This window comes from Veillonella sp. S13054-11 (assembly GCF_002959795.1).
Taxonomy (GTDB): domain Bacteria; phylum Bacillota; class Negativicutes; order Veillonellales; family Veillonellaceae; genus Veillonella; species Veillonella parvula_E.
In genome coordinates this window covers 2,501-23,206 of the sequence record NZ_PPCY01000006.1, presented here as the reverse complement: position 1 = coordinate 23,206, position 20,706 = coordinate 2,501, and the positions used below count along the sequence as shown (strand labels likewise).

17 protein-coding genes and 2 rRNA genes (1 of these 19 running past the window's edge) are annotated in these 20,706 nt (G+C 39.5%); 2 read left to right on the top strand and 17 right to left on the bottom strand.

The window, feature by feature from the left end; genetic code table 11:
- Window positions 1–80: 80 nt before the first annotated feature.
- The 8 genes from VPHSUH08_RS06530 to VPHSUH08_RS06495 form a co-directional block, all read right to left on the bottom strand.
- Complete coding sequence (locus VPHSUH08_RS06530; protein WP_105087039.1) at window positions 81–1,220, bottom strand: amidohydrolase; 1,140 nt, start codon at window positions 1,218–1,220, stop codon at window positions 81–83.
- A gap of 126 nt (window positions 1,221–1,346) precedes the next feature.
- On the bottom strand, window positions 1,347–2,285 hold the full coding sequence (locus VPHSUH08_RS06525; RefSeq protein WP_105087038.1) for an LD-carboxypeptidase: 939 nt from the start codon (window positions 2,283–2,285) through the stop codon (window positions 1,347–1,349).
- 89 nt (window positions 2,286–2,374) lie between these two features.
- On the bottom strand, window positions 2,375–3,976 hold the full coding sequence (locus tag VPHSUH08_RS06520; RefSeq protein ID WP_004695386.1) for a peptide ABC transporter substrate-binding protein: 1,602 nt from the start codon (window positions 3,974–3,976) through the stop codon (window positions 2,375–2,377).
- Window positions 3,973–4,791: a serine hydrolase gene (locus VPHSUH08_RS06515; RefSeq protein WP_105087037.1), complete on the bottom strand. Its 819-nt coding sequence runs from the start codon at window positions 4,789–4,791 to the stop codon at window positions 3,973–3,975. Before VPHSUH08_RS06515 ends, VPHSUH08_RS06520 begins: the two co-directional genes overlap by 4 nt.
- Window positions 4,792–4,803: 12 nt before the next feature.
- Window positions 4,804–5,751: an ABC transporter ATP-binding protein gene (locus tag VPHSUH08_RS06510; protein ID WP_004695381.1), complete on the bottom strand. Its 948-nt coding sequence runs from the start codon at window positions 5,749–5,751 to the stop codon at window positions 4,804–4,806.
- Window positions 5,751–6,731, bottom strand: coding sequence for an ABC transporter ATP-binding protein (locus tag VPHSUH08_RS06505; RefSeq protein ID WP_058948494.1), 981 nt, complete (start codon window positions 6,729–6,731; stop codon window positions 5,751–5,753). The genes VPHSUH08_RS06510 and VPHSUH08_RS06505 overlap by 1 nt, the downstream gene beginning before the upstream one ends.
- Window positions 6,731–7,630 carry an ABC transporter permease gene (locus VPHSUH08_RS06500; RefSeq protein ID WP_060919840.1) on the bottom strand — a complete coding sequence of 300 codons (900 nt, stop codon included), beginning with the start codon at window positions 7,628–7,630 and terminating at the stop codon, window positions 6,731–6,733. Before VPHSUH08_RS06500 ends, VPHSUH08_RS06505 begins: the two co-directional genes overlap by 1 nt.
- Window positions 7,623–8,555 carry an ABC transporter permease gene (locus VPHSUH08_RS06495; RefSeq protein WP_004695374.1) on the bottom strand — a complete coding sequence of 311 codons (933 nt, stop codon included), beginning with the start codon at window positions 8,553–8,555 and terminating at the stop codon, window positions 7,623–7,625. The genes VPHSUH08_RS06500 and VPHSUH08_RS06495 overlap by 8 nt, the downstream gene beginning before the upstream one ends.
- A gap of 135 nt (window positions 8,556–8,690) precedes the next feature.
- Between VPHSUH08_RS06495 and VPHSUH08_RS06490 the strand changes: the two genes are divergently transcribed.
- Together VPHSUH08_RS06490 and VPHSUH08_RS06485 are read left to right on the top strand one after the other, a co-directional pair.
- A complete protein-coding gene (locus tag VPHSUH08_RS06490) occupies window positions 8,691–9,524 on the top strand; it encodes a pyridoxamine kinase (RefSeq protein WP_105087036.1) in 834 nt (277 codons plus the stop codon).
- Between the two features lie 21 nt (window positions 9,525–9,545).
- Complete coding sequence (locus VPHSUH08_RS06485) at window positions 9,546–10,130, top strand: DUF805 domain-containing protein (protein ID WP_004695370.1); 585 nt, start codon at window positions 9,546–9,548, stop codon at window positions 10,128–10,130.
- 129 nt (window positions 10,131–10,259) lie between these two features.
- Here the strand turns inward: VPHSUH08_RS06485 and VPHSUH08_RS06480 are convergent, their stop codons facing one another.
- From VPHSUH08_RS06480 to VPHSUH08_RS06440, 9 genes are all read right to left on the bottom strand, one after another.
- Window positions 10,260–11,429, bottom strand: a complete 1,170-nt coding sequence (locus VPHSUH08_RS06480; protein WP_004695368.1) for a hypothetical protein — start codon at window positions 11,427–11,429, stop codon at window positions 10,260–10,262.
- A 272-nt stretch (window positions 11,430–11,701) separates the two neighbouring features.
- Window positions 11,702–15,289, bottom strand: coding sequence for a thiol reductant ABC exporter subunit CydD (gene cydD, locus VPHSUH08_RS06475; RefSeq protein WP_105087035.1), 3,588 nt, complete (start codon window positions 15,287–15,289; stop codon window positions 11,702–11,704).
- Between the two features lie 200 nt (window positions 15,290–15,489).
- Window positions 15,490–16,509: a cytochrome d ubiquinol oxidase subunit II gene (cydB, locus tag VPHSUH08_RS06470; RefSeq protein ID WP_004695365.1), complete on the bottom strand. Its 1,020-nt coding sequence runs from the start codon at window positions 16,507–16,509 to the stop codon at window positions 15,490–15,492.
- Window positions 16,500–17,888 carry a cytochrome ubiquinol oxidase subunit I gene (locus tag VPHSUH08_RS06465; RefSeq protein ID WP_004695363.1) on the bottom strand — a complete coding sequence of 463 codons (1,389 nt, stop codon included), beginning with the start codon at window positions 17,886–17,888 and terminating at the stop codon, window positions 16,500–16,502. Before VPHSUH08_RS06465 ends, cydB begins: the two co-directional genes overlap by 10 nt.
- Before the next feature lie 84 nt (window positions 17,889–17,972).
- Complete coding sequence (locus VPHSUH08_RS06460; RefSeq protein WP_021147851.1) at window positions 17,973–18,404, bottom strand: Rrf2 family transcriptional regulator; 432 nt, start codon at window positions 18,402–18,404, stop codon at window positions 17,973–17,975.
- A gap of 218 nt (window positions 18,405–18,622) precedes the next feature.
- Window positions 18,623–19,117, bottom strand: coding sequence for a molybdenum cofactor biosynthesis protein B (locus VPHSUH08_RS06455; protein WP_105087034.1), 495 nt, complete (start codon window positions 19,115–19,117; stop codon window positions 18,623–18,625).
- An 8-nt stretch (window positions 19,118–19,125) separates the two neighbouring features.
- Entirely contained in the window at window positions 19,126–19,986 is an 861-nt protein-coding gene (locus VPHSUH08_RS06450) for a polysaccharide deacetylase family protein (RefSeq protein ID WP_105087033.1), read from the bottom strand.
- Between the two features lie 356 nt (window positions 19,987–20,342).
- Window positions 20,343–20,459: ribosomal RNA gene (gene rrf / locus VPHSUH08_RS06445) — 5S ribosomal RNA — on the bottom strand.
- A gap of 79 nt (window positions 20,460–20,538) precedes the next feature.
- Window positions 20,539–20,706, bottom strand: a 23S ribosomal RNA gene (locus tag VPHSUH08_RS06440) (its annotated part continues 2,500 nt past the right edge of the window); the annotation flags it as partial.

Sequence of the window (20,706 nt, the reverse complement as noted above, 5' to 3'; positions counted from 1 at the left end):
GTTGAAGACGGCTTATTTCATACTTACTTAAATATTATATCTATTGTACCTTTTTGACCTCTATATGTCAAAAATTGAACTTACTTACACATCGCATAACGCAAGGCTACAACAGCCATAATCTTAGCACCCTTAATCGCTTGGTCTAACCCATAGTCAGATCCAGCAGCACAAGTAAATTCTGGCGTATGCGCTTCTAAACCTAATCCAATCTGCAAGGCAGGCTGTGCTGTTGGTACTTCGTAAGACACATTACCTACATCAGTGCTACCATCCGCCTCATCATCAGGCAATATACGTGGGCTTTCACCAAATTCAGTCATCACATCTTTAAAGAGATTTAATAACTGTTTATCTTGACGCATATCCTTAAAGAGTGGCTCATAGTGATGCATCTCAACTTGAGCTCCATAGGATGAACCGATTTCTTGGGCTGCCTCTTTAATAGCCGGCAAAATAATACCTTCTAAATCATCCACTGTACTACCACGAACAGTCATACGAATCGTAGCCTTTGGTGTAACCACATTTGGTGCCGTACCTGCCTCTGTAAAGATGGCACCTACAATAGCACCTTTAGGAAAGGTCTTTTTTAAATCTTTTACCCTTTGATATAAGTCTACCGCACAATCTAGGGCATTGATTCCTGAATCTGTTAAGGATGCAATATGACAAGAACGTCCATGGAACGTAACCTCTAGAGGATGTGTCGCCAAGGATGTACCTCCCACCTCATTTTCTCCACCTGGATGAATGATAAGTGCTGCCTCATAGCCTTTAAAAAGACCGGCTTCTGCCATATATACCTTACCACCGATAGTTTCCTCTGCAGGGCACCCAAAGAATGTTGTACCCCAATCCTGTGGTGCACTTTGACTAAAAGCAACAGCAGCACCTAAGCTCATCATAGCAATAAGGTTATGACCACAGCCGTGGCCTAGTTCCGGTAACGCATCATATTCACCTAAGAAGGCTATTTTATGCCGTGCAGTACCGTTATAGTCGCCCCGTAACGCTGTTTGTAACTCTGGCCGATTAGTTAGACTTACATGAGATATAAAATTATGTGTTTCTAAGAATTGGTGAATTACCTTTACTGCTTTATGCTCATTCAAGCCCAATTCAGGATTATCGTGTAAATATATGGAAACTGCACGCAATTCCCGTGCCATACTATCTATGATGGCACAGGCGCGAGCCTCTCGTTCTTGTAGTGTCATAACTCCCCTTGTTATTATCTAATATCTTATTACCTATTATTTTATTACCTAATATCACGGTAACTACTATTTTTATCTAATATCTATTTGTCTATTAAGTAATATCGTTCATCCAAAAGCTCTTAACTATTTTGTATAAGGATGAACGATGATGGTATTAGAAATATATCTAAAGCTAATCGTCGCTCCTAGCGGTAATGTTTGATGTGGCGACCCATGTCCCGTTGGCACATAGCATACAAAAGGATCTGGTAATTTGGGATTTCTATTTTCCTCCATATAGCGCAATGCTTCATAACCTAAATCGTAATCACGCTCATCTTCATCTCCTTCACAATCTGTAAAGGTACCAATGACTAAGCCTTTAATACGGCTCAACAAACCGCTGAGTCGAAATTGTTGTAACATACGATCCAGCTTATAAGGAGCCTCCCCTACATCTTCAATAAATAGTAAGGTATCTTCCCACGATTCATTCTCTAAAAAATAAGGCGTTCCCGATAGCATGGATAACATCGTCATATTACCACCTCGTAAAATACCCTCACCAAGTTCTGTACCAATCGCACCTCGGGGAGGCTCTGGCAAGGGTTCTATAACTTTTAATTTGCCTTCTAAAGTATTAAATAGTGTATCAATATCTGACTTACGGTCTAATTTAAAATCTATCCCCATAGGTCCATGATACGTAATGAGGCGGCTGTATCGATTAATAGCCATATGAAGTGCTGTACAATCACTATATCCAATAAAAGCCTTCCGATACTTGCGAATCGCTTTATAATCTAATAGGTCTAAATAGCGCATCGTGCCATAACCACCGCGCAAGGCAAGAACCGCATCACAAGGAGCCGCAGTCATCATGTATTGAAATTCTACGGCTTGCTCCTCAGGCGTGCCTCCATATAGCCCCTTTCTCCTTGCACTTTCACCTACAAGCACCTTATAGCCTTTAGCCTTACAAATTTCTTCTATTCTATGTAAATCTTCATCGCTAGCACTAGCAGGTGCCATAATACCTATGGTCATCCCCGGTGCCAAACGTTTTGGTTCAATCCAGTCCATATATCCTCAGAAAATACCTGTTAACTTATAATATATTAATATTCCCATACAACAAAAGACGTACACAAAGTGTACGTCTTAAGTGTATCTTATTTGTATGCTTTTTTAAAGTCAACAAGTCCCAATGTGGTCCAGAAATAATTTTGAATTGTTCCATTTGTCACATATGGTTGTGTTGTAAAGTACAACGGCATAACAAGAGATTCATCAAAAATCATCTTTTCTGCTTCATGCATCAACGCATCACGAGCCGCCCCATTTGGAGTTGTACGAATACGTGCAATCAACTCATTATACTCATCACTATGATACTGACCATCGTTATCTTCAGCAGAGAATACCTCTAAAAAGTTTTGTGGATCGCTATAATCGGCAACCCAAGAAGCGCGAGCTACTTGGTACTTGCCAGCTTCACGGTCTGCCAAGAATACCTTTGTCTCTTGATTTTGTAAGCGTACATCTGCGCCAAATGCATTTATCCAAGCATCTTGAATGGCTTCTGCAATAGCTTTGTGTAATTCACTTGTATTATACAAAATTGTAATTTGCGGCAATGGACGATTCTTGCCATAGCCAGCCTTTTTCAGGATTTCCTTGGCTTGCTCTACATCTTCGTATACGAGATAGCTACCAGCTTCACGGAAGTCTTCACGACCATTGCTTTCAAGCATACCATATGGTACGAATGCATAAGCTGGTTCTTTACCACCTCTAACAATATTATTAACAATATTAGCACGGTTAATAACCATAGAAAAGGCTTTACGCACATCTGGATCTGTGAAAGGTTCTGCTTTCACATTGAATACGTAATAGTAGTTACCAAGCATAGGGCCAATATGTAATAGGCCGGCTTCTTCTAGACGTTTTTGATCCGCTACAGGAGGCTCAACCGTCATATCAGCTTCGCCACCTTCAACTAAGGTAAGTCGTGTACTTTGAGACTCACTAATAGGCCAATTCATCTTCTCTGTCTTCACAGATTCTGCATCCCAATAGTTTGGATTCTTAATGAAGTCCATTTCCCCATTATGCTTCCAAGAAAGTAAACGATATGGACCATTAGATACTATTGTTTCCGCATTAGCCGCCCAGTTTTCGTGAGCTTCAACTGCTTTTTTACTCACTGGATAATAGCTATGAGACGCTAATAATTTCAAGAAATAAGCCGTTGGATTTTCTAAGGTAACTACCAATGTATCCTCATCAATAGCTTTAACCCCAACATCTTCAGCTGCAGCTTTCCCCGTATTAAAAGCTTCACCATTTTCCAATACATATAACATATATGCATTGTCCGCATGGACTTCAGGGTCTAATACGCGCTTCCAAGCGTATTCAAAGTCATAAGCCGTCAAAGGCTCTCCATTGGACCATTTTAAATTAGGTCGTAAATGGAAGGTATACTCACGACCATCATCGGAGATGTCCCAATTTTTAGCAAGTGCTGCTTCAGGTTCACTTTCATCATTCAAACGAACTAGACCATCGAATAATTGAAGTTGAACCGTAGCCTCCGGAGAGGTAGTAGACTTTGCGGGATCCAATGTGGATGGTTCCTGCTCAATAACATAGCGGATTGTGTGTTCATCGATTGGTTGAACACCACGAGGGTACCCAAATACGAATAAGAGTACGCTCACCCCTAGAGCGAGGACCATGAGTTTTAACAAGTTTCGTTTATCCATCATGGCAATGCTTCCTCTACAAATTCTTTCATGATGCGCCCAACTCGAGCGCCTAACTCTTTACCTCGGTCATTATCGATATCGCTCATTAAAAGGATAAAACAAAAATGACCCCTAAATGTTTCTATTACACCCCCATCATGTTCTACACGATCAAGGGATCCTGTTTTATGGTGAAAGCGTATGCCTTCTCCCCAGTAAAATGGTAAGATATCACGGAATTGTTGGCGACCTAAGATATTCCACATTTCTCTGCCATAAGCATCTCTATCACGACATTCAAAAATGTGTTTATACAAACGAGCTAACGACATAGCTGTAATGTGATTATCATGACCTTCAGCTAGGGCGTTAAGGTCCATCATCATACGATTAAGCTCCATCTCATCCACACCAAGCTTTTCTGCACGAGCATTGATATTTTCCATGCCGAGCACTGTGATGAGTAGATTTGTTGCGATATTATCACTAAGAACCATCATGAGACGACATAACTCAAGATATGTAAAACTATGTTTACCAACTAACTCTTGTAGTGCGCCGCCACCTTCAACGCGTGGAGTTCTAGATAAAGGAACTGTATCATTAATGTCCAATTGCTCAGTACGCGCTAAATGAAAGACATATTCCATGATAAGTACCTTAATTAAACTCGCACTAGAATGTACAGTATTTTCACCTCTAGCTGCGATGAGTGTTGGTTCCTCTTCATCATCAAATTGTAGCACCGCATAAGATATATTCCCTGCTGGTGCCAATTCTTTAATGACTGTATCTAGTTGATGTTCCAAGGACTTGCCAACAATTAGTTTTTCCATACTATTCTCCCATTATATGTGCCAGCATGCGATGCGGCGATCTGCCCAATCTCTAAGTGGCGGACGTTCTGTAAAACAACGCCCTTCCGCTTCTGGACATCGACCACTAAACAGACACCCTTTTGGTGGATCTAGTGGATTTGGTGGATCCCCTTTAAGCGGTGCCCCAATTGGTGCATGTGGCATAACTGGACCATTTAAGGCCGTCAATGCACGGGTATACGGATGCTGAGGGAATTCATATAAGTCCAATGCAGGACCTTCTTCCATGACGGCACCTAAATACATAACAACCATGCGATGACTAATGTAGCGCACCATATTTAAATCATGAGAAATAAAGAGGTACGAAATACCATGTTGTTCTTGTAACCGTTCTAATAATGTCATAATTTGCACTTGGATAGATACATCTAATGCAGAAATCGGCTCATCACAAATGATACATTGAGGCTCCATAATAAGAGCCCGTGCAATGCCGATACGTTGACGTTGCCCACCAGATAGTTCATGAGCATAACGCTCACCAAATGACATATTTAAGCCAACTTGGTCAAGCACCTCTTTTACACGAATCACGCGATCTCGGGGTGTATACTTTGGATCCAGTTCTAAAGGCTCCTCTAAAATTGCATTAACCGTAAGCCGCGGATTAAGGGATGCATAAGGATTTTGAAATACCATTTGCATCACCGGGTGAACAGACTCTCTATCCACATAAGGGTTGATATGTCGACCATTCATATAAATAGAACCAGATGTAGCTTGATATAAACCCATCAAAGTGTAACCAAATGTAGATTTACCACATCCAGATTCACCTACGATACCTAGGGTTTCCCCTGGTGATTGATATAGACTCACGCCTTGTACGGCGTGTACCGTTTGTTTTGGCTTAAATAAGCCACCTGACAGGGTGAACTCTTTAACGAGATTGTCAGTCTCCCATACGTAACTCATTAAAGTCCCTCCAACTTAGCTAACCAACATGTAAACTGGTGACTTTCACCAACATTTGTAACCATCGGAACCCGACTACCGCAGATTCGCATAGCCCATTTACAACGAGGATTAAATGCGCATCCACGAGGTAAATCAAATAGATCAGGTGGTTGACCTTCAACGGCCTTCAATTCGCCGTGCCATTTACCTTGAGGCAATGCAAGTAACAGCCCCAAAGTATATGGGTGACGAGGCTCGCTAAAGATACCATCTACTGTAGCAGACTCAACACATTTACCTGCGTACATAACCATAACCCGATCACAAATTTGAGCAATAACACGTAGGTTATGAGAGATAAAGATAATCCCTATGCCAGCCTCTACGGCTAATGTTTGCATAAGGCGCAAAATTTGTGCCTCTGTAGTAATATCAAGAGCTGTTGTGGGCTCATCACAAATCAAAATCTTAGGACGACCGGCCACTGCCATGGCAATACATACGCGTTGACGCATTCCGCCACTCAACTCATGAGGATATTGAGATAACCGTCGTTCTGGTGTAGACAGCCCCATCTTCTTCAATAAATCGATGGCAATAGCCCTTTCATCGTAATCTTCACCATACGCATTTGTACGATGGATAACCTCATACATTTGCTCTCCAATGGTCATGATAGGATTCAAGGAGGTCATAGGATCTTGGAACACCATGGCAACCGTCGTACCACGAAGTTCATTCCAATCATCTTCAGTAAATCCTAAACAATCATGTCCATCAATCATGAATGTATCTGCTTTAATTTTAGTTTTACCATATGGCAATAAGCCCATTAAAGAGTTAACTAAAACGGATTTACCACACCCAGATTCTCCGACTATACCTAAAATCTCACCAGGGTATAAAGAAATATCTTGATTGCGAATAACTCGCAACGGACCTTGGAAGGTATTGATAGTAATAGATACATTACGTACATCAACAATAGCGTTATTCATTATCTATCTCCTTCCTTAGGGTCTAATACATTGCGTAAACCGTCGCCAAAAAATGCGAAACCAAGCATGGTAATACTAATAGCAACAGCTGGGAAAATCAATTGGAACGGATAAGAGCGCATGCTACTAATACCTTCAGAAGCTAGTACGCCCCAGCTCGCCATAGGTGCATTTACACCTAAGCCAATAAAACTAAGAAATGCTTCTGTAAAAATAGCCTCAGGAATGGCCAATGTTAAAGTAATAATAATCGGTCCTACACAGTTTGGTAAAATATGACGCAATAAAATTCGATGCTTAGGAATACCCATAGCTTCTGCTGCAATGATGTATTCTTCGTTTTTAACTTTTAAGATTTGACTGCGTACGATACGGGCCATATTAAGCCAATACGCAATCCCCAACGCTACAAAAATAGAGGTTAGCCCAGGTCCAAGTACAACCATCAATAAGATTACGTATAGTAAAAGTGGAATACCATACAAAACATCTACGATCCCCATCATGATACGGTCTACCTTGCCACCTATATAACCCGCAATGCCGCCATAAGCAACGCCAATCACAAGATTAATAAAAGCTGCTACAAAACCAATGGTTAAGGAAATACGAGCGCCGTACATAACACGCGTATAGATATCACGGCCCAATGTATCCGTACCAAACCAATGGCTAAAGCTTGGACTTTGGTTCGCATCAATTAAGGATTGGTCTGCATAGGTATAAGGTGAAATAAGTGGACCTAGAATAGCAAGCACCATCATCACAATAATGATGGTTGCACCAACTACAGCTAAACGATTTACCTTAAATCGTTCCCATTTACTAGGACGTTTTATAAAGCTAGTAATCTCTTCTTGAGGGGCTCGTTCAATAGGTAAAAAGTCTTCCTTATTCATCTGTCCCCTCCTCCGTTGTAACTCGTGGATCGATTAATGGATAAATCATGTCCACCAAAATATTAAGAAATACTACAAGCGCACTATAGAAAATCGTAATACCAAGAATAACCGTATAGTCTCGGTTATAAATAGATGTTACAAAATACTGACCTAGACCAGGAATCGCAAAAATTGTTTCTACGATAAAGCTGCCTGTTAACAAACTAGCTGCCAATGGACCTAAGTACGTAATAACTGGCAAAATTGCATTGCCAAGGGCATGACGTGTCAAAATGGTCCAAGAACCTAGACCTTTTGCGCGAGCTGTACGAATGTATTCTTGTTGATACACGTCAAGTAAACCACTGCGCGTTAAGCGAGCAATAAATGCCATCGGTTGCGCTGCTAATGTCAACACAGGTAACACCATGTAAGATGGGCCACGCCATAAGGCTACCGGGAACCATCCCAATTCAAAGCCTACTATGTACACAAGAACAGCACCGATAATAAAAGTTGGTACCGAAATCCCTATTGTAGATAATACAGTTACCGCATAATCTACAATGCTATTAGGTCTCATGGCACTAATCGCACCAGCTGTAATACCACCAACTATAGCTACCATTAAAGATAATAAGCCAAGCTGTGCGGAAATTGGGAATGCATCACCAATTATATCGTTTACACTACGGCCTTCATATTTAAATGATGGGCCCAAGTCACCTGTAATGACGCCACCTAAATAATCTCCATACTGTTTCCATACAGGATCATCGAGATGATACTTTGCCTCGATACTCGCTTTCACCTGAGGCGGTAATTTCTTTTCTGTTGTAAAAGGCCCACCAGGTATCGCATGCATTAATGCAAATGTTACGGTAATGATGACCCATAAGATTATGATTGCGCCACCTAGGCGTCGAAATACATACCTCGTCATTGTCACTTTCCTCCATAAAAAGTCTATTCGTTTTATTATACTACATTATGAAGTTAATTTCATGATTAACATCATTACATTTACAGAAAGGCTCACATAACGTACAATAAAATATATGATTATTTGGAGGTGTCTATGGTAGCAGTACCTAGAGTTTTAACAATTCAAGACATGAGCTCTATCGGACGCTGTGCCCTTACCGTTATGATTCCTATCATCAGTGCCATGCGCTGCCAGGCGGTTCCTTTAGCAACAGCGGTACTAAGCAATCACTTAGAGTATCCACACTATGAATTCGTAGATTTATCTGCTCATATGAGAGACTTTATGAACTGTTGGGATAAAAACGAAATTGACTTTCACGCTATTGTAAGTGGATTCTTGGCATCACCAGAACAAATTCACCTCGTCGAAGAAGCTATCAATCGATTTGCCAATAATGGCCAAATGGTTATCGTTGATCCTGCAATGGCTGACGATGGTCGCCTTTATTCTATCTACACTCCAGATATGGTTGTTGCTATGCGCCAACTCGTGTCAAAGGCCCACATCGTAAAACCAAATTATACTGAGGCTTGCTTCTTATTAGATATTCCATTCTCGACAGACCCTATTAGCGAAGATGAATTACGTGAGCGATGTAAACAATTGCATCACATGGGCCCTGAAATGGTTATCATGACCAGCGTCCCATCGAAAACACATGCTGTTATTGCGGTCTATGATGGACCTACAAACTTTTTAAAAACATACTCTATACCTCTGGTTCCTGTAAAAGCTACAGGTACAGGAGATATTTTTACTGCTGTATTATCTGGTGCGGTAATGAAGGGATATTCTCCTTATGATGCGGCAGAACTGGCAATGAATTTTACTACCAACGCGATTCAAGCAACGTTAGATACAGTACAATCACTAAAACATGGAGTCGCATTTGAGTTAGTTTTGCCAGAATTAACTCAACTATAAGCTATAAATAAAGGGGAACTTATGGATTTACTTTATGTTGTATTACGAACACTGCTCATATGTACCATCGGTTTGCTCATTGCATTCCAAGGACGTCGCATGGGTTTATCAATTTTTAACTTAACGGGACGGTTAAATCGACTACAATTTATCATATGCTTCATCGCTTTAATGATTTTATTTCATATTGTCCACTACATCGATAACATATTCTTGGATTTTGTTGTATCACTACCAGCATATTGGTTGACTAGGGTCATTATTTGGCTCTTATTGGCAACCCTCTTTCCTTTATCTTGTGTCTTATTTGGCCGTCGTATTCACGACATCGGCTTCAATGCATGGGCAGGAATCCTCTGGTCGGTAATCATGATTTTCATCAATACCTACTCTGCCGTATCTCCATTCAATTACATGCTAGAGCTTTTTATATGGCTCATCGGCTTCCTATTCTGGGTATTGCCAGGACAACCTGAGCCTAATCAATATGGCAACCCTCCATTTATGACTGTAAATCGGACAGTTTATGAACCAATACAGACTCCTATATCTAATAAAAAACAAGAAGGTCGAAAAACAGTTCGTAAGCGACGCAAAAAGCGATAATTAAAAATTAACACCCTACAATAAAAAACGTATCTCTATAAGTAATATATACCTTCTTTACTGGACAACCAGTAAAAAGAGTACATATCAAAGAGATACGTTTTTATTATGTCTTCTGTTTTTACAACATTAGTTCATTAACAACATCAACTCAATCAAAGTACAACCTATATATGCAATAATAAACTTAACCTTTTGTTTACGCGCTCTATCATCATCTGCAATTTTAAGTCGATTTGCAAGGAATCGTTTATCTCGAATTTGCAACAAAAGGTGTTTAATTCGCTCTTGGCTTTCATTAGCAGTATACTCATCACAATCAGCTGTCAATGTAGCTTGTTGCATGAAGATGCGTCGGTGTAGTTTACGCATTTGAATTTTAATATTGTTATGTACAAATGCACTTTGCCACTGTTTGCGAGAATCAAAATACATGTACAAATACCGAGGAATATTCATAACCAAGAAGGAAATGATAAAAATCCCTAAGGAAATTAAAAAGTATGTAGAGAATGAAAATTCCAATGTTTCTGTTGGTAAGTAGTGATGCAAGATAATAAATGTAATCCATACACCTATTGGCAATAAAAGAACTGCTGCAATATCGATAGAACGAAGCCAGCTAGTACGAGTTGGCACATCAGGTACTGTAAAAGTATCTACAGGATCATGGAATGCATAGTAATCCAACTGTAACACAGATTGACTGGTACGCGGGTTACCCAAGAGAACAGGTCCATTACTACCAATATGGCGCTCAGGCATGGGTATGAATTTCTTCACTTGTGTATTAGGTAATAAGTCAAACTGAATGATACCTTTCTTCTCAAAGCGTACAGTAGATCCTTTTTCACCTAATGCAATAGGGTTAAAGAAAATACCGAAGAGACTTAGACACCAGTTTCCCAACAAGTGTAAAATAGAGTTCAAAATAAACCCACCTGTATCTATATTATTTGTATCTAAACGAATGGCAAAGGATGATGAATAATCATCGAACCATAAATCCTCTAAGGTGAATTCCACATTAATCACATTCCCCCATTTTGTAATAATGGATAGGAATATTTGATTGTTTGGTTCAAATTCAAATGTTACAGCATAAAAGAACCAATGATTACGAAGAGCGGCACGCAACATGCGATTAACCATATCTTCTTCTATATATAATAAGCGATGGTCAAACAAATCTTGTTCTAAAGGTGCTTTTTCTAATACGGGCGCCTTATCCACCACCGCATCTCGATCAGATAATGCTTCATCCACCAAAGCTCGTAATTTGGTGAAGATTTTAGTCATAACCCCTCCAAGGGTGAAATAATAGTTCTTAACACAAAAATTATACCATATATTGCATGATTTATCGATAAAAGTATACTACATATACTATTAAATATAAATATAATTAAAGCCCCTTTTTGCATAGTAAAAGGGGCCTTATTAATGTAGTTAAACATTAGTCGTATTATAATTTAATATTCATAATAGATCTTAAATTGCAACGTAATATTAAACATTGTCCAAATCTATAATTAAGCATTAATAATAGATACTTTAAATGATATTTAGTTTTATTGAATACTTGCCATAGATAAATAACAGTATTCATAGAAATGACCTTTAAGCGCCATTAGCTCTTCATACGTTCCATCTTCAACAATTTGCCCTTTATCCATAAATAAAATCCGGTCCATTTGTTCTAAACCTTCCAATTGATGCGTAATATATAAACATGTCCTACCCTCTACATAATGCATCAAGTCACGATGTAAGGCTTTTCTTGTGACTTGATCTAAGCCCTCTAAAGGTTCATCTAATAAAACGATTTTAGGATTGCGCAAGAACAATCTAGCTAATGCAACTCTTTGACGTTCACCACCACTCAAACCTTGCCCTCCACTCCCTACAATCGTACTCATACCTTCTGGTAATTTTTCAACTACCGATCGCAATGATGCACGATTAATGGCTAGCTCTAAATCCTCCATAGAAGCTTCTGGCCTTGCAAGGCGTATATTATCCTTAAAGGAAGCATTAAAAATATACGTATCTTGAGTTATAGTCCCCAATGCATTACGCCAAGTATCAATTGAAATATCCTTCAACTCCACCGAGCCTATACGAATGGATCCACCATAATCATATAACCTCTCAAGCATATTAAACAATGTCGTCTTTCCAGACCCACTAGCACCTACGATAGCAATGGATTTCCCTTGTTGAATATGTAGTCTGAGATTCTCATAAATATGGCGAAATTCATCATAACCAAAGGATACATCTGTAAAAATAATATCATCATTAGGATTAAATGATTTTGGTGATATAGGTTCTACAATAGATATCGGTTCATTACTGAGAGCCATGAGACGACTTGTGGCAACTTTACTTTCTGCACCATGATGAACAGCAGCAATCATAGGTTGTAACGCTTCAAACCAAGCCTGTGTACCAATGGCAGCCACCGCTACCATAACACTAGCCCAAGCGCCTGTTAACACATTAGAAGCCATAATAGCTACAATAACTACAGTTAACTGAACGCCGCCTATGAATAGTGTATTACCCATATTCATGCCCCGCTCAATAGTACCTTTTTGAGCATCTACATTGCGCATCATATGCTGAATACGCTTATATACCATGTCTTCATTGCCATAACTAATCACATCTTCCAGACTATCCATAGTATCACTTAAAAGCGCTTTATAATCGCCTTGTTGGGGCCCAATCGTACGTAAAGATTCTTTATTATACAAATAAACAACCAAAGGTACTATTACACCTAATACAAAGGCCGACAAAAGAATAGGTATAATCAAACTATTGTCAATTGTAGAAACTCCATATGCAATCAATATAGTCAGGAAAACGGCTGCTACGGGTGGAATCAAAGTGCGCAAGTAGAAGAATTGTAATACCTCTATATCCCCCATGATGCGTCCCAACATATCACCCGCCCCAAACCGTTTGAGTATAGCAGGTGCCAACGGTTCCAAATGAGCATAAAACCACAAGCGCAAGCCATAGAGTCCTTGGAATGCCATGCGATGAGATGTATAGCGCTCAAAATAACGACATACAGCACGACTAACACCGAAGAACCGAACCCCTACGATTGCAAGACTTAAATAAGTGAGCCCTGGTTGTAATGCGGCAGATGCCAATAGCCAAGAGGATACTGTTAAAAGCCCAACATTCATGAACACTGTTAAGAACGTAAATAGCAAGGCCAATACTAATGACCACTTAGCGGGACTCAATACAGAAAACAACAACTTCCAACCTTGTAAGCTCATATTAGAACCTTTTGCATTATCTTTAAAGGCCTCAGTATATTTAACAGATTTAACAAAATGCTCTGTGCCATTGATAGGTTTATCTATGACCAATGTATTCTCTGAATCAAATTGTTTCCCAATATCCAATGGTTCTTCAAGAGTTGCTGAAAATTGACCTAAGCCAGATGTAACAAGGTCTTTAAAATACCCCTCTTCTTCAAGTAGGTCATGATAAGAACCTTCTTGAAGAATTGATCCATTTTTCAAGACATATAGCTTAGATGCCCAATGCATAGTTTGTAATCGATGCCCAATAATGATGACAACCTTATTTTCCATCAAACGCTGAATAGCTGTACTTATAATGGCTTCTGTTTTTACATCTAGATGTGCTGTCACTTCATCAAGAATCAATACTTGACCCTTCCGGAGGAATGCACGAGCTAAAGCAATACGTTGCCGCTCGCCGCCACTAAGACCTAAACCGCCTTCACCGATAACCGCATCAAGCCCATCTTGTTTTCGATTAATAACATCTAATAGCTGAACTTCTTTGCACGCATCAAGAATCTCTGCATCACTTACATCCATACCAAAGGATAAGACCTCTCGCAAGGACCCTTTCATAATGTGTGGATGTTGAGATACATAGATAATTTTCTGACGCCACCAGTTGATATCTAAATCACATATATCAATGCCATCGATAGTAACTGTTCCTTTCGGAGCCTGTAAAAAACCTCCCACAATATGGGCCATAGTAGATTTACCAGCTCCGCTTTCACCAACGAGCATAATAGGTGCATTACGTTCAGCCTGCAGCGTAATGTGGTGTACCCCATTCTCACTATTTTTATAGGTGAAAGTTAAATCTTTAATTGTAATTCCCTGTATAGGCTTATCAAGTTTAGACTCACCACCTACTGGTAAAGAAGGTGGACGCTGCATGAATTCTTCATACTTCAGAATAGATGTTTTTCCTGCCATCCCTGTGTGGAAAGCTGCCCCCAATTGTCTAAATGGAGTATAGAACTCTGGTGCTAACAACAAAATAAAGAAGGCTGAAAAGAATGTGACTTCACCATCTAATAAGGTTAGACCTAAATATACCGCAATCAGAGCAGTACTAATTGTACTCACTAATTCAAGTACTAATGCAGATAAAAAGGCTACGCGCAACACGCGTAAAGTGGAATCTTTAAACTCTTGAGATAATCGACCAATAACCTTGATTTGATCCTTTGCACGGCCAAAGAGCTTTAGCGTAGTAATCCCTTGTAGTACATCTAAAAAATGCCCCGATAGGAAGCTCATACGTTCCCATTGTTCCTTATTTAATCGATCAGCTTGCTTTCCAATCAAGATCATAAAAAATGGAATTAAAGGCACCGTAACAATCAAAATAATACCAATTATTGGCAATGTATTTACAATGGCAATCCCCATAATAAGAGGAATCATAATAGCATATAAAATCTGCGGAATGTAACGTGCTATGTAAGCATCTACTTGTTCTAAACCATCGGTAAGCATATGGATGACATCGCCATGACGTTCCTTATGCTGTACACCGAGCTTAAACATATGCGCCAAAGAGCGTTCTCTAAAGGATGCTTTTACAGCACTTCCCAAATGATTTGCTACCGCCTCTTGAACATAATGAGCCACCAATCTCACAATAATAGCAATAAACAAATAAATAATGGTGTTCGTTTCGTCAGCTAGTGTATGCTCCAAAAATATAAGATTATTTATTAAGGTTCCAAAGAACCAGGCTTGCCCAACAATGGACAGACTTTCTACTAAACAGGTTAAGCCGAGTAGCACAAGCTGTCCTTTATGTTCTAGCAGCGCTTTAAATGCGGTACGCTGTATCATACTATCCTCTACGGTAAATCTATTTAAATATATAAACTCAAACAAATTTAAATCCCTATTACTAAGCCTACAAGAGTCCAAGTGAATCTAAATTTATCAATATTATATTCATCTTACCATAAAAAAGAGGCGTGCCGCTACGGCACGCCTCACATTAAGACCTAATTTTTACAACTTACATAAGTTGTAAAGCTATACTATTAATAGTGTAAATCTTTTTCTGTTACACGATGACGGAATGTCCAATATACCCAAGATTGGTAAACCAAAATAATTGGCACAAATACGAAGGCTACACAAGTCATCAAAGTCAACGTATAAGTAGAGTTAGCTGCATTAGTAATAGTCAAGCTCCACTCAGGATTCAAAGAAGAAACCATGATGCGAGGGAACAAACCTGCAAAGTATGCAGCTGTTACAGAAATAACAGATAAACAACTGAATAAGAAACCCCATTTTGTATTTCGAGTGCGTGCTGCACCCCAAGAAATGAGGAAGGATACGATAGCTAATGCAAAGCAAACTATAGCTAATACAGAATTAAACAAATCTGTATACACGTAAGTTGCACCTACCAATGCCAATGCACCGATAGCTGTAGGAACACCTACTACCAAGGATGCCGCACGAGCGCGCTCAGAAACAGCACCAGCTGTTTTAATAGAAGTAAATAAACCACCATGGTATGTAAATACCAAAATGAACGCAATACCACAAAGTATGGTGTATGGACTTAATAAATCAGAAAAAGTACCAACATATGTCATACTTGCATCAATTGGAGTACCTTGAATCAAGTTACCTACTGTAACACCCCACAATAGTGCAGGAATCAAGGAACCAAAGAAGATGCAGTAGTCGAATGTTTTACGCCATAACAAATTAGGGCTCTTAGAACGGAATTCAAAGGATACACCACGAATAATAAGAGCTGCAAGCATCAAGAATAGAGCCAAGTAGAATCCACTAAATAATGTAGCATACACGTGAGGGAAGGATGCGAATAATGCCCCTCCGGCAGTAATCATCCAAACTTCATTACCATCCCACACAGGACCTAAGGCATTGATCATTTGTCGACGTTCAACGTCAGTTTTACCAATGAATGGTAACAAAATACCAGTACCATAGTCAAAACCTTCTAATAAGAAGAAGCCAGCGAATAGTACAGTAATTAAGATAAACCATACCACTTCAAGGTTATTAAAAATTAATTCCATAATCTTGCCTCCTCTTTTTCAACTACATCATGAGATGGATTTCCATCTGGACCTTTTTTAATGTGTTCTACAGCAAGGTAGATAGCCGCGATAGCAGCCACGATATACACAAGTGTAAAGCCGATGATTGTAGTCATAATTTCTGGAGCCGTTACGGATTTAGACGCACCATCTGCAGTCAATTGCAAACCATATACAAGCCATGGTTGACGACCTGCTTCCGCTACAAACCAACCAGTGGAGTGAGCGATGAATGGCAATGGCAACATCCAGAACATAATTTTTAAGAATGTACGATTTTCAACAAGCTTGTCTTTTGCATTTAGGATAAGACCTACAAAGGCAACAAGTAACATAAGAGAACCGGATGCTACCATGACACGGAATGTCCAGAAGATTGCTGGAACATCTGGAATATAGTTGCCAGGGCCATATTGAGCCTCCGCTTTTGCTTGAAGGTCTTTGATACCTTCTACCTTACCAGACGTAAAGGAGTTTTGAGTCAAGAAGGATAAACCACCAGGAATTTCAAGAGCACCTGTATTCTTTTGTGCTTTAGTATCAATATTAGCTACCAAAGAGAATGGCGCTGGATCTTGTGTTTCCCACAACGCTTCCATAGCAGCCATTTTCATAGGTTGTACTTTTGTGATGTATTGACCTTGATGATGACCAGCTAATGCACCTAAAGTACCAAATACAAGTGCGATAACCATGCCCCATTTAGCGGAGCGGCGGTAGAACTCTGTCGCATTATTACGCAATAAGTGCCATGCACTGATTGCCATAATAATTACACCAGCTGTTAATAAACCATTCAATACGATATGGAAAAATTGTCCAGGTACATAGCCATTTTGAACGATGGTCAGGAAATTTTCCATTTCTGCACGGCCATTGCGTAATACAAAGCCTACAGGATGTTGCATAAAGGAGTTTGCTACGAGAATCCAAAACGCAGATAAGTTAGTACCTAACGCTACAAATGTAGCTACAAGAGCGTGAACACATTTATGTAAGCGGTCCCAACCGAAAATCCAAACGCCCATGAATGTAGATTCCAAGAAAAATGCCATTAATGCTTCAAGGGCCAATGGGGCACCGAAAATGTCACCCATAAAACGAGAATATTCTGCCCAGTTCATCCCGAAATGGAATTCCTGAACAATACCAGTCACCACACCCATGGCAAAGTTAATTAGGAACAATTTACCCCAGAACTTAGCCATTTTTTTGTATACTTCTTTACCAGTCGACACATAGGTCCACTCTAAAGCAGCAACAGTCACTGTCATGCCTAGTGTGAACGGCACAAATAACCAGTGATAGATAGATGTTAGCGCGAATTGCAATCGGGCTAAATCTACAGCTTCAAACATGTGTTTTCCTCCTTAGAATAAAATACTAACATCACTTGACGAGCTTTTACAAAAAACCTTGCATCATTGCGACTGTAAAAAAGCTCAAGCCTCAGCAATAATCAACTGTTCTCGTTGGGCAAGGGTCTTAAAATTAACCGCTTCCAACTGATTGACCAATTGATGCTGAATCACGCCCATTGCTTCATTTATAGCGCAATGCCCCTTACAAGACTTAGAGCAAGAACCTACATCATATAAACAACGTTGTAAATACGCATCCCCTTCTACTGCTCTAATTACATCAAGCAACGAGATCTCTTGAGGACTTCGATTCAGAGCAAACCCGCCATCTACACCTCGGAAAGATTTCATAATTCCTGCTGCAATGAGACTACGCATAATCTTGAGCAAAAAGCGTTCTGGAATCAACTCTTGCTCAGCCAATACAGCACCAGTTATCTTCGAGCCCGAAGGTAGTAGCGCCATATGCAAGACCATGCGAAATGCATAATCCGTGGCCTGATTTAACTTCATAAAGTCTCCTTTCTCATGCACTCGGACAAACGTATTACTAAATCTAGTATAAATGAAATAAAACAATACTGCAATGGTATTGTTTTAAACAGAATAAATTAATTCACTTACTTCTCATGCTCATATTTATAGATCAATTACCTACTTTTATATCCATCAAATATTGATTGTCATCATATATAAAAAGACTGCTCTCAAAAGAACAGTCTCCATATATATTATTTTGTAATTTCTCGCACCAAATGGCCCATTTCAGGAATGATGAGTTTGCTCATCGCTAAGGTGACGGCCCCAACAGAGCCAGGAATAGAAAACATCAAAGTGTTATTCTTAACACCAGCTTCTGCACGAGATGCCATTGCTTTTGTTCCAATATCCTCCGTATAGGATAAATATCTAAAGATTTCACCAAAACCTGGAATATGCTTTTCATATAAGCTATTTACAGCCTCGATGGTAACATCTCTCATAGCAATACCAGTTCCCCCAGTAGATATAATGACATCAATAGACTCATCATTACACCATGGAGTAATAGTATTTATTATAGCCTCACAATCATCAATTACAATTTTTCGATCTGCTACAATATGATTTGCTGCTTCCAAAAATTCTTGAACTTTGTTGCCTCCTTTATCAGTTTCTAATGTACGAGTATCAGATACAGTTAATACGGCAACACGTAATGGTCTTGCTACAACTTCGTAAGACATAATTCCTCCTAAAATAAAGGCACAATAGACGCCAATATCGTCCATCCATTATCGCGTAATGTATCACGCAATGCCCATGTATACTTAATAAGCGGTGCACAATGTAGGCGCAACCAGAAAGATAAATACGGTGTATCTCCTTGGAATACAGCTAGTCGATTTAGAGCATATAAATTATCCCCTGGCTTTACTGTCCCTGGTTGGACTGTGAAAGCCATTTTATACCCAGACTGTTTAGTAACATATTGAACGAGCATATCATTAAAACCACCAGGATACGCCAAGTAACTAATAGGTTCTCCTAAGATACCTTCCATAGATGTTTTACCACCGAGAATGGCATCAGGCAATTCCGTAGGATCCATATGAGTTAGTATCTTATGATGATTTGTATGCCCTTGAATATCAAAACCAGCAGACTCCATTTGGTGCATTTGTGCAGTGTTTACAAAACCAGGCGTATTGGCTGCGTCACTAATCATGAACAAAGTAGCTTTCATATTATATTCTTTTAATATAGGCAATGCATGTTCATAATTATCTACATAACCATCGTCAAATGTTATTACTATAGGCTTCTCTGGTAAATCCGAACCATTTTGTAAATAATCATACAACTGATTCAATGTAATCGTATTATAGCCATGATTATGGAGGTATTCCATCTGCTCCTTAAACTGATCCACATGCAATGTTAAAGCGGAGTGTTTCTCATCATTTATTTGATGGTAATTAAGTACTGGTACACCATATAACTTGTAATCTGAAGACAGGCCCCACATAACCCCAATAGAAACCGCTAAGATTGCAATACATATTGCCATACAATATAACAACTTTTTAATACAACTCTTGCCATATTTATACATATAAAATAATCACTCCCATCCACTTACATACATAATGAGAATACCATATATAAGTGATTATTATCAAGAAAAACCCTCATAAGATTAATATAAAAACTGTTGATGCAATGAATCTATCGTCGCTTAATTCTTATATTACCTTTAACTTTCCCTACTTGCTTCCTCACTGTGGATTTCCCTTTACCGCTTCGCAGTTTGGTAAAGCTTACGTTTGGAAGAAAGTGATGCAGTGAATCTGTCGTCGCGTTGCTCCTCCATCTTCTACTGCCCTACTTTTACTGTCCTGCTTACTAGGTCCCCTGGGAGGATAGGAAGCTATACAAAAAAAGACACACCCTCAGGTGTGCCTTTGCTTCAATCAGCAGCTTCCTATCCTCCCAGGCCGTCTCCAGCCAAGTACTTTCGGCGTTTATGAGCTTAACTACTGTGTTCGAGATGGGAACAGGTGGATCCTCATAGCCATCGCCACTGAATCTATCAGAGTTTGTACTCTGAAAACCACATAGAAGTATATATATTTGTTGCACATTCTGCTTAATGTTTTTCGCTGCTTAAGTAAAGCCCTCGATCGATTAGTACCAGTCAGCTCCAAACCTCACGGCTCTTCCACACCTGGCCTATCTACCATGTCGTCTACATGGGATCTTACTAGCTTATGCTATGAGAAACCTCATCTCAGGGCTGGTTTCACGCTTAGATGCTTTCAGCGTTTATCCGTCC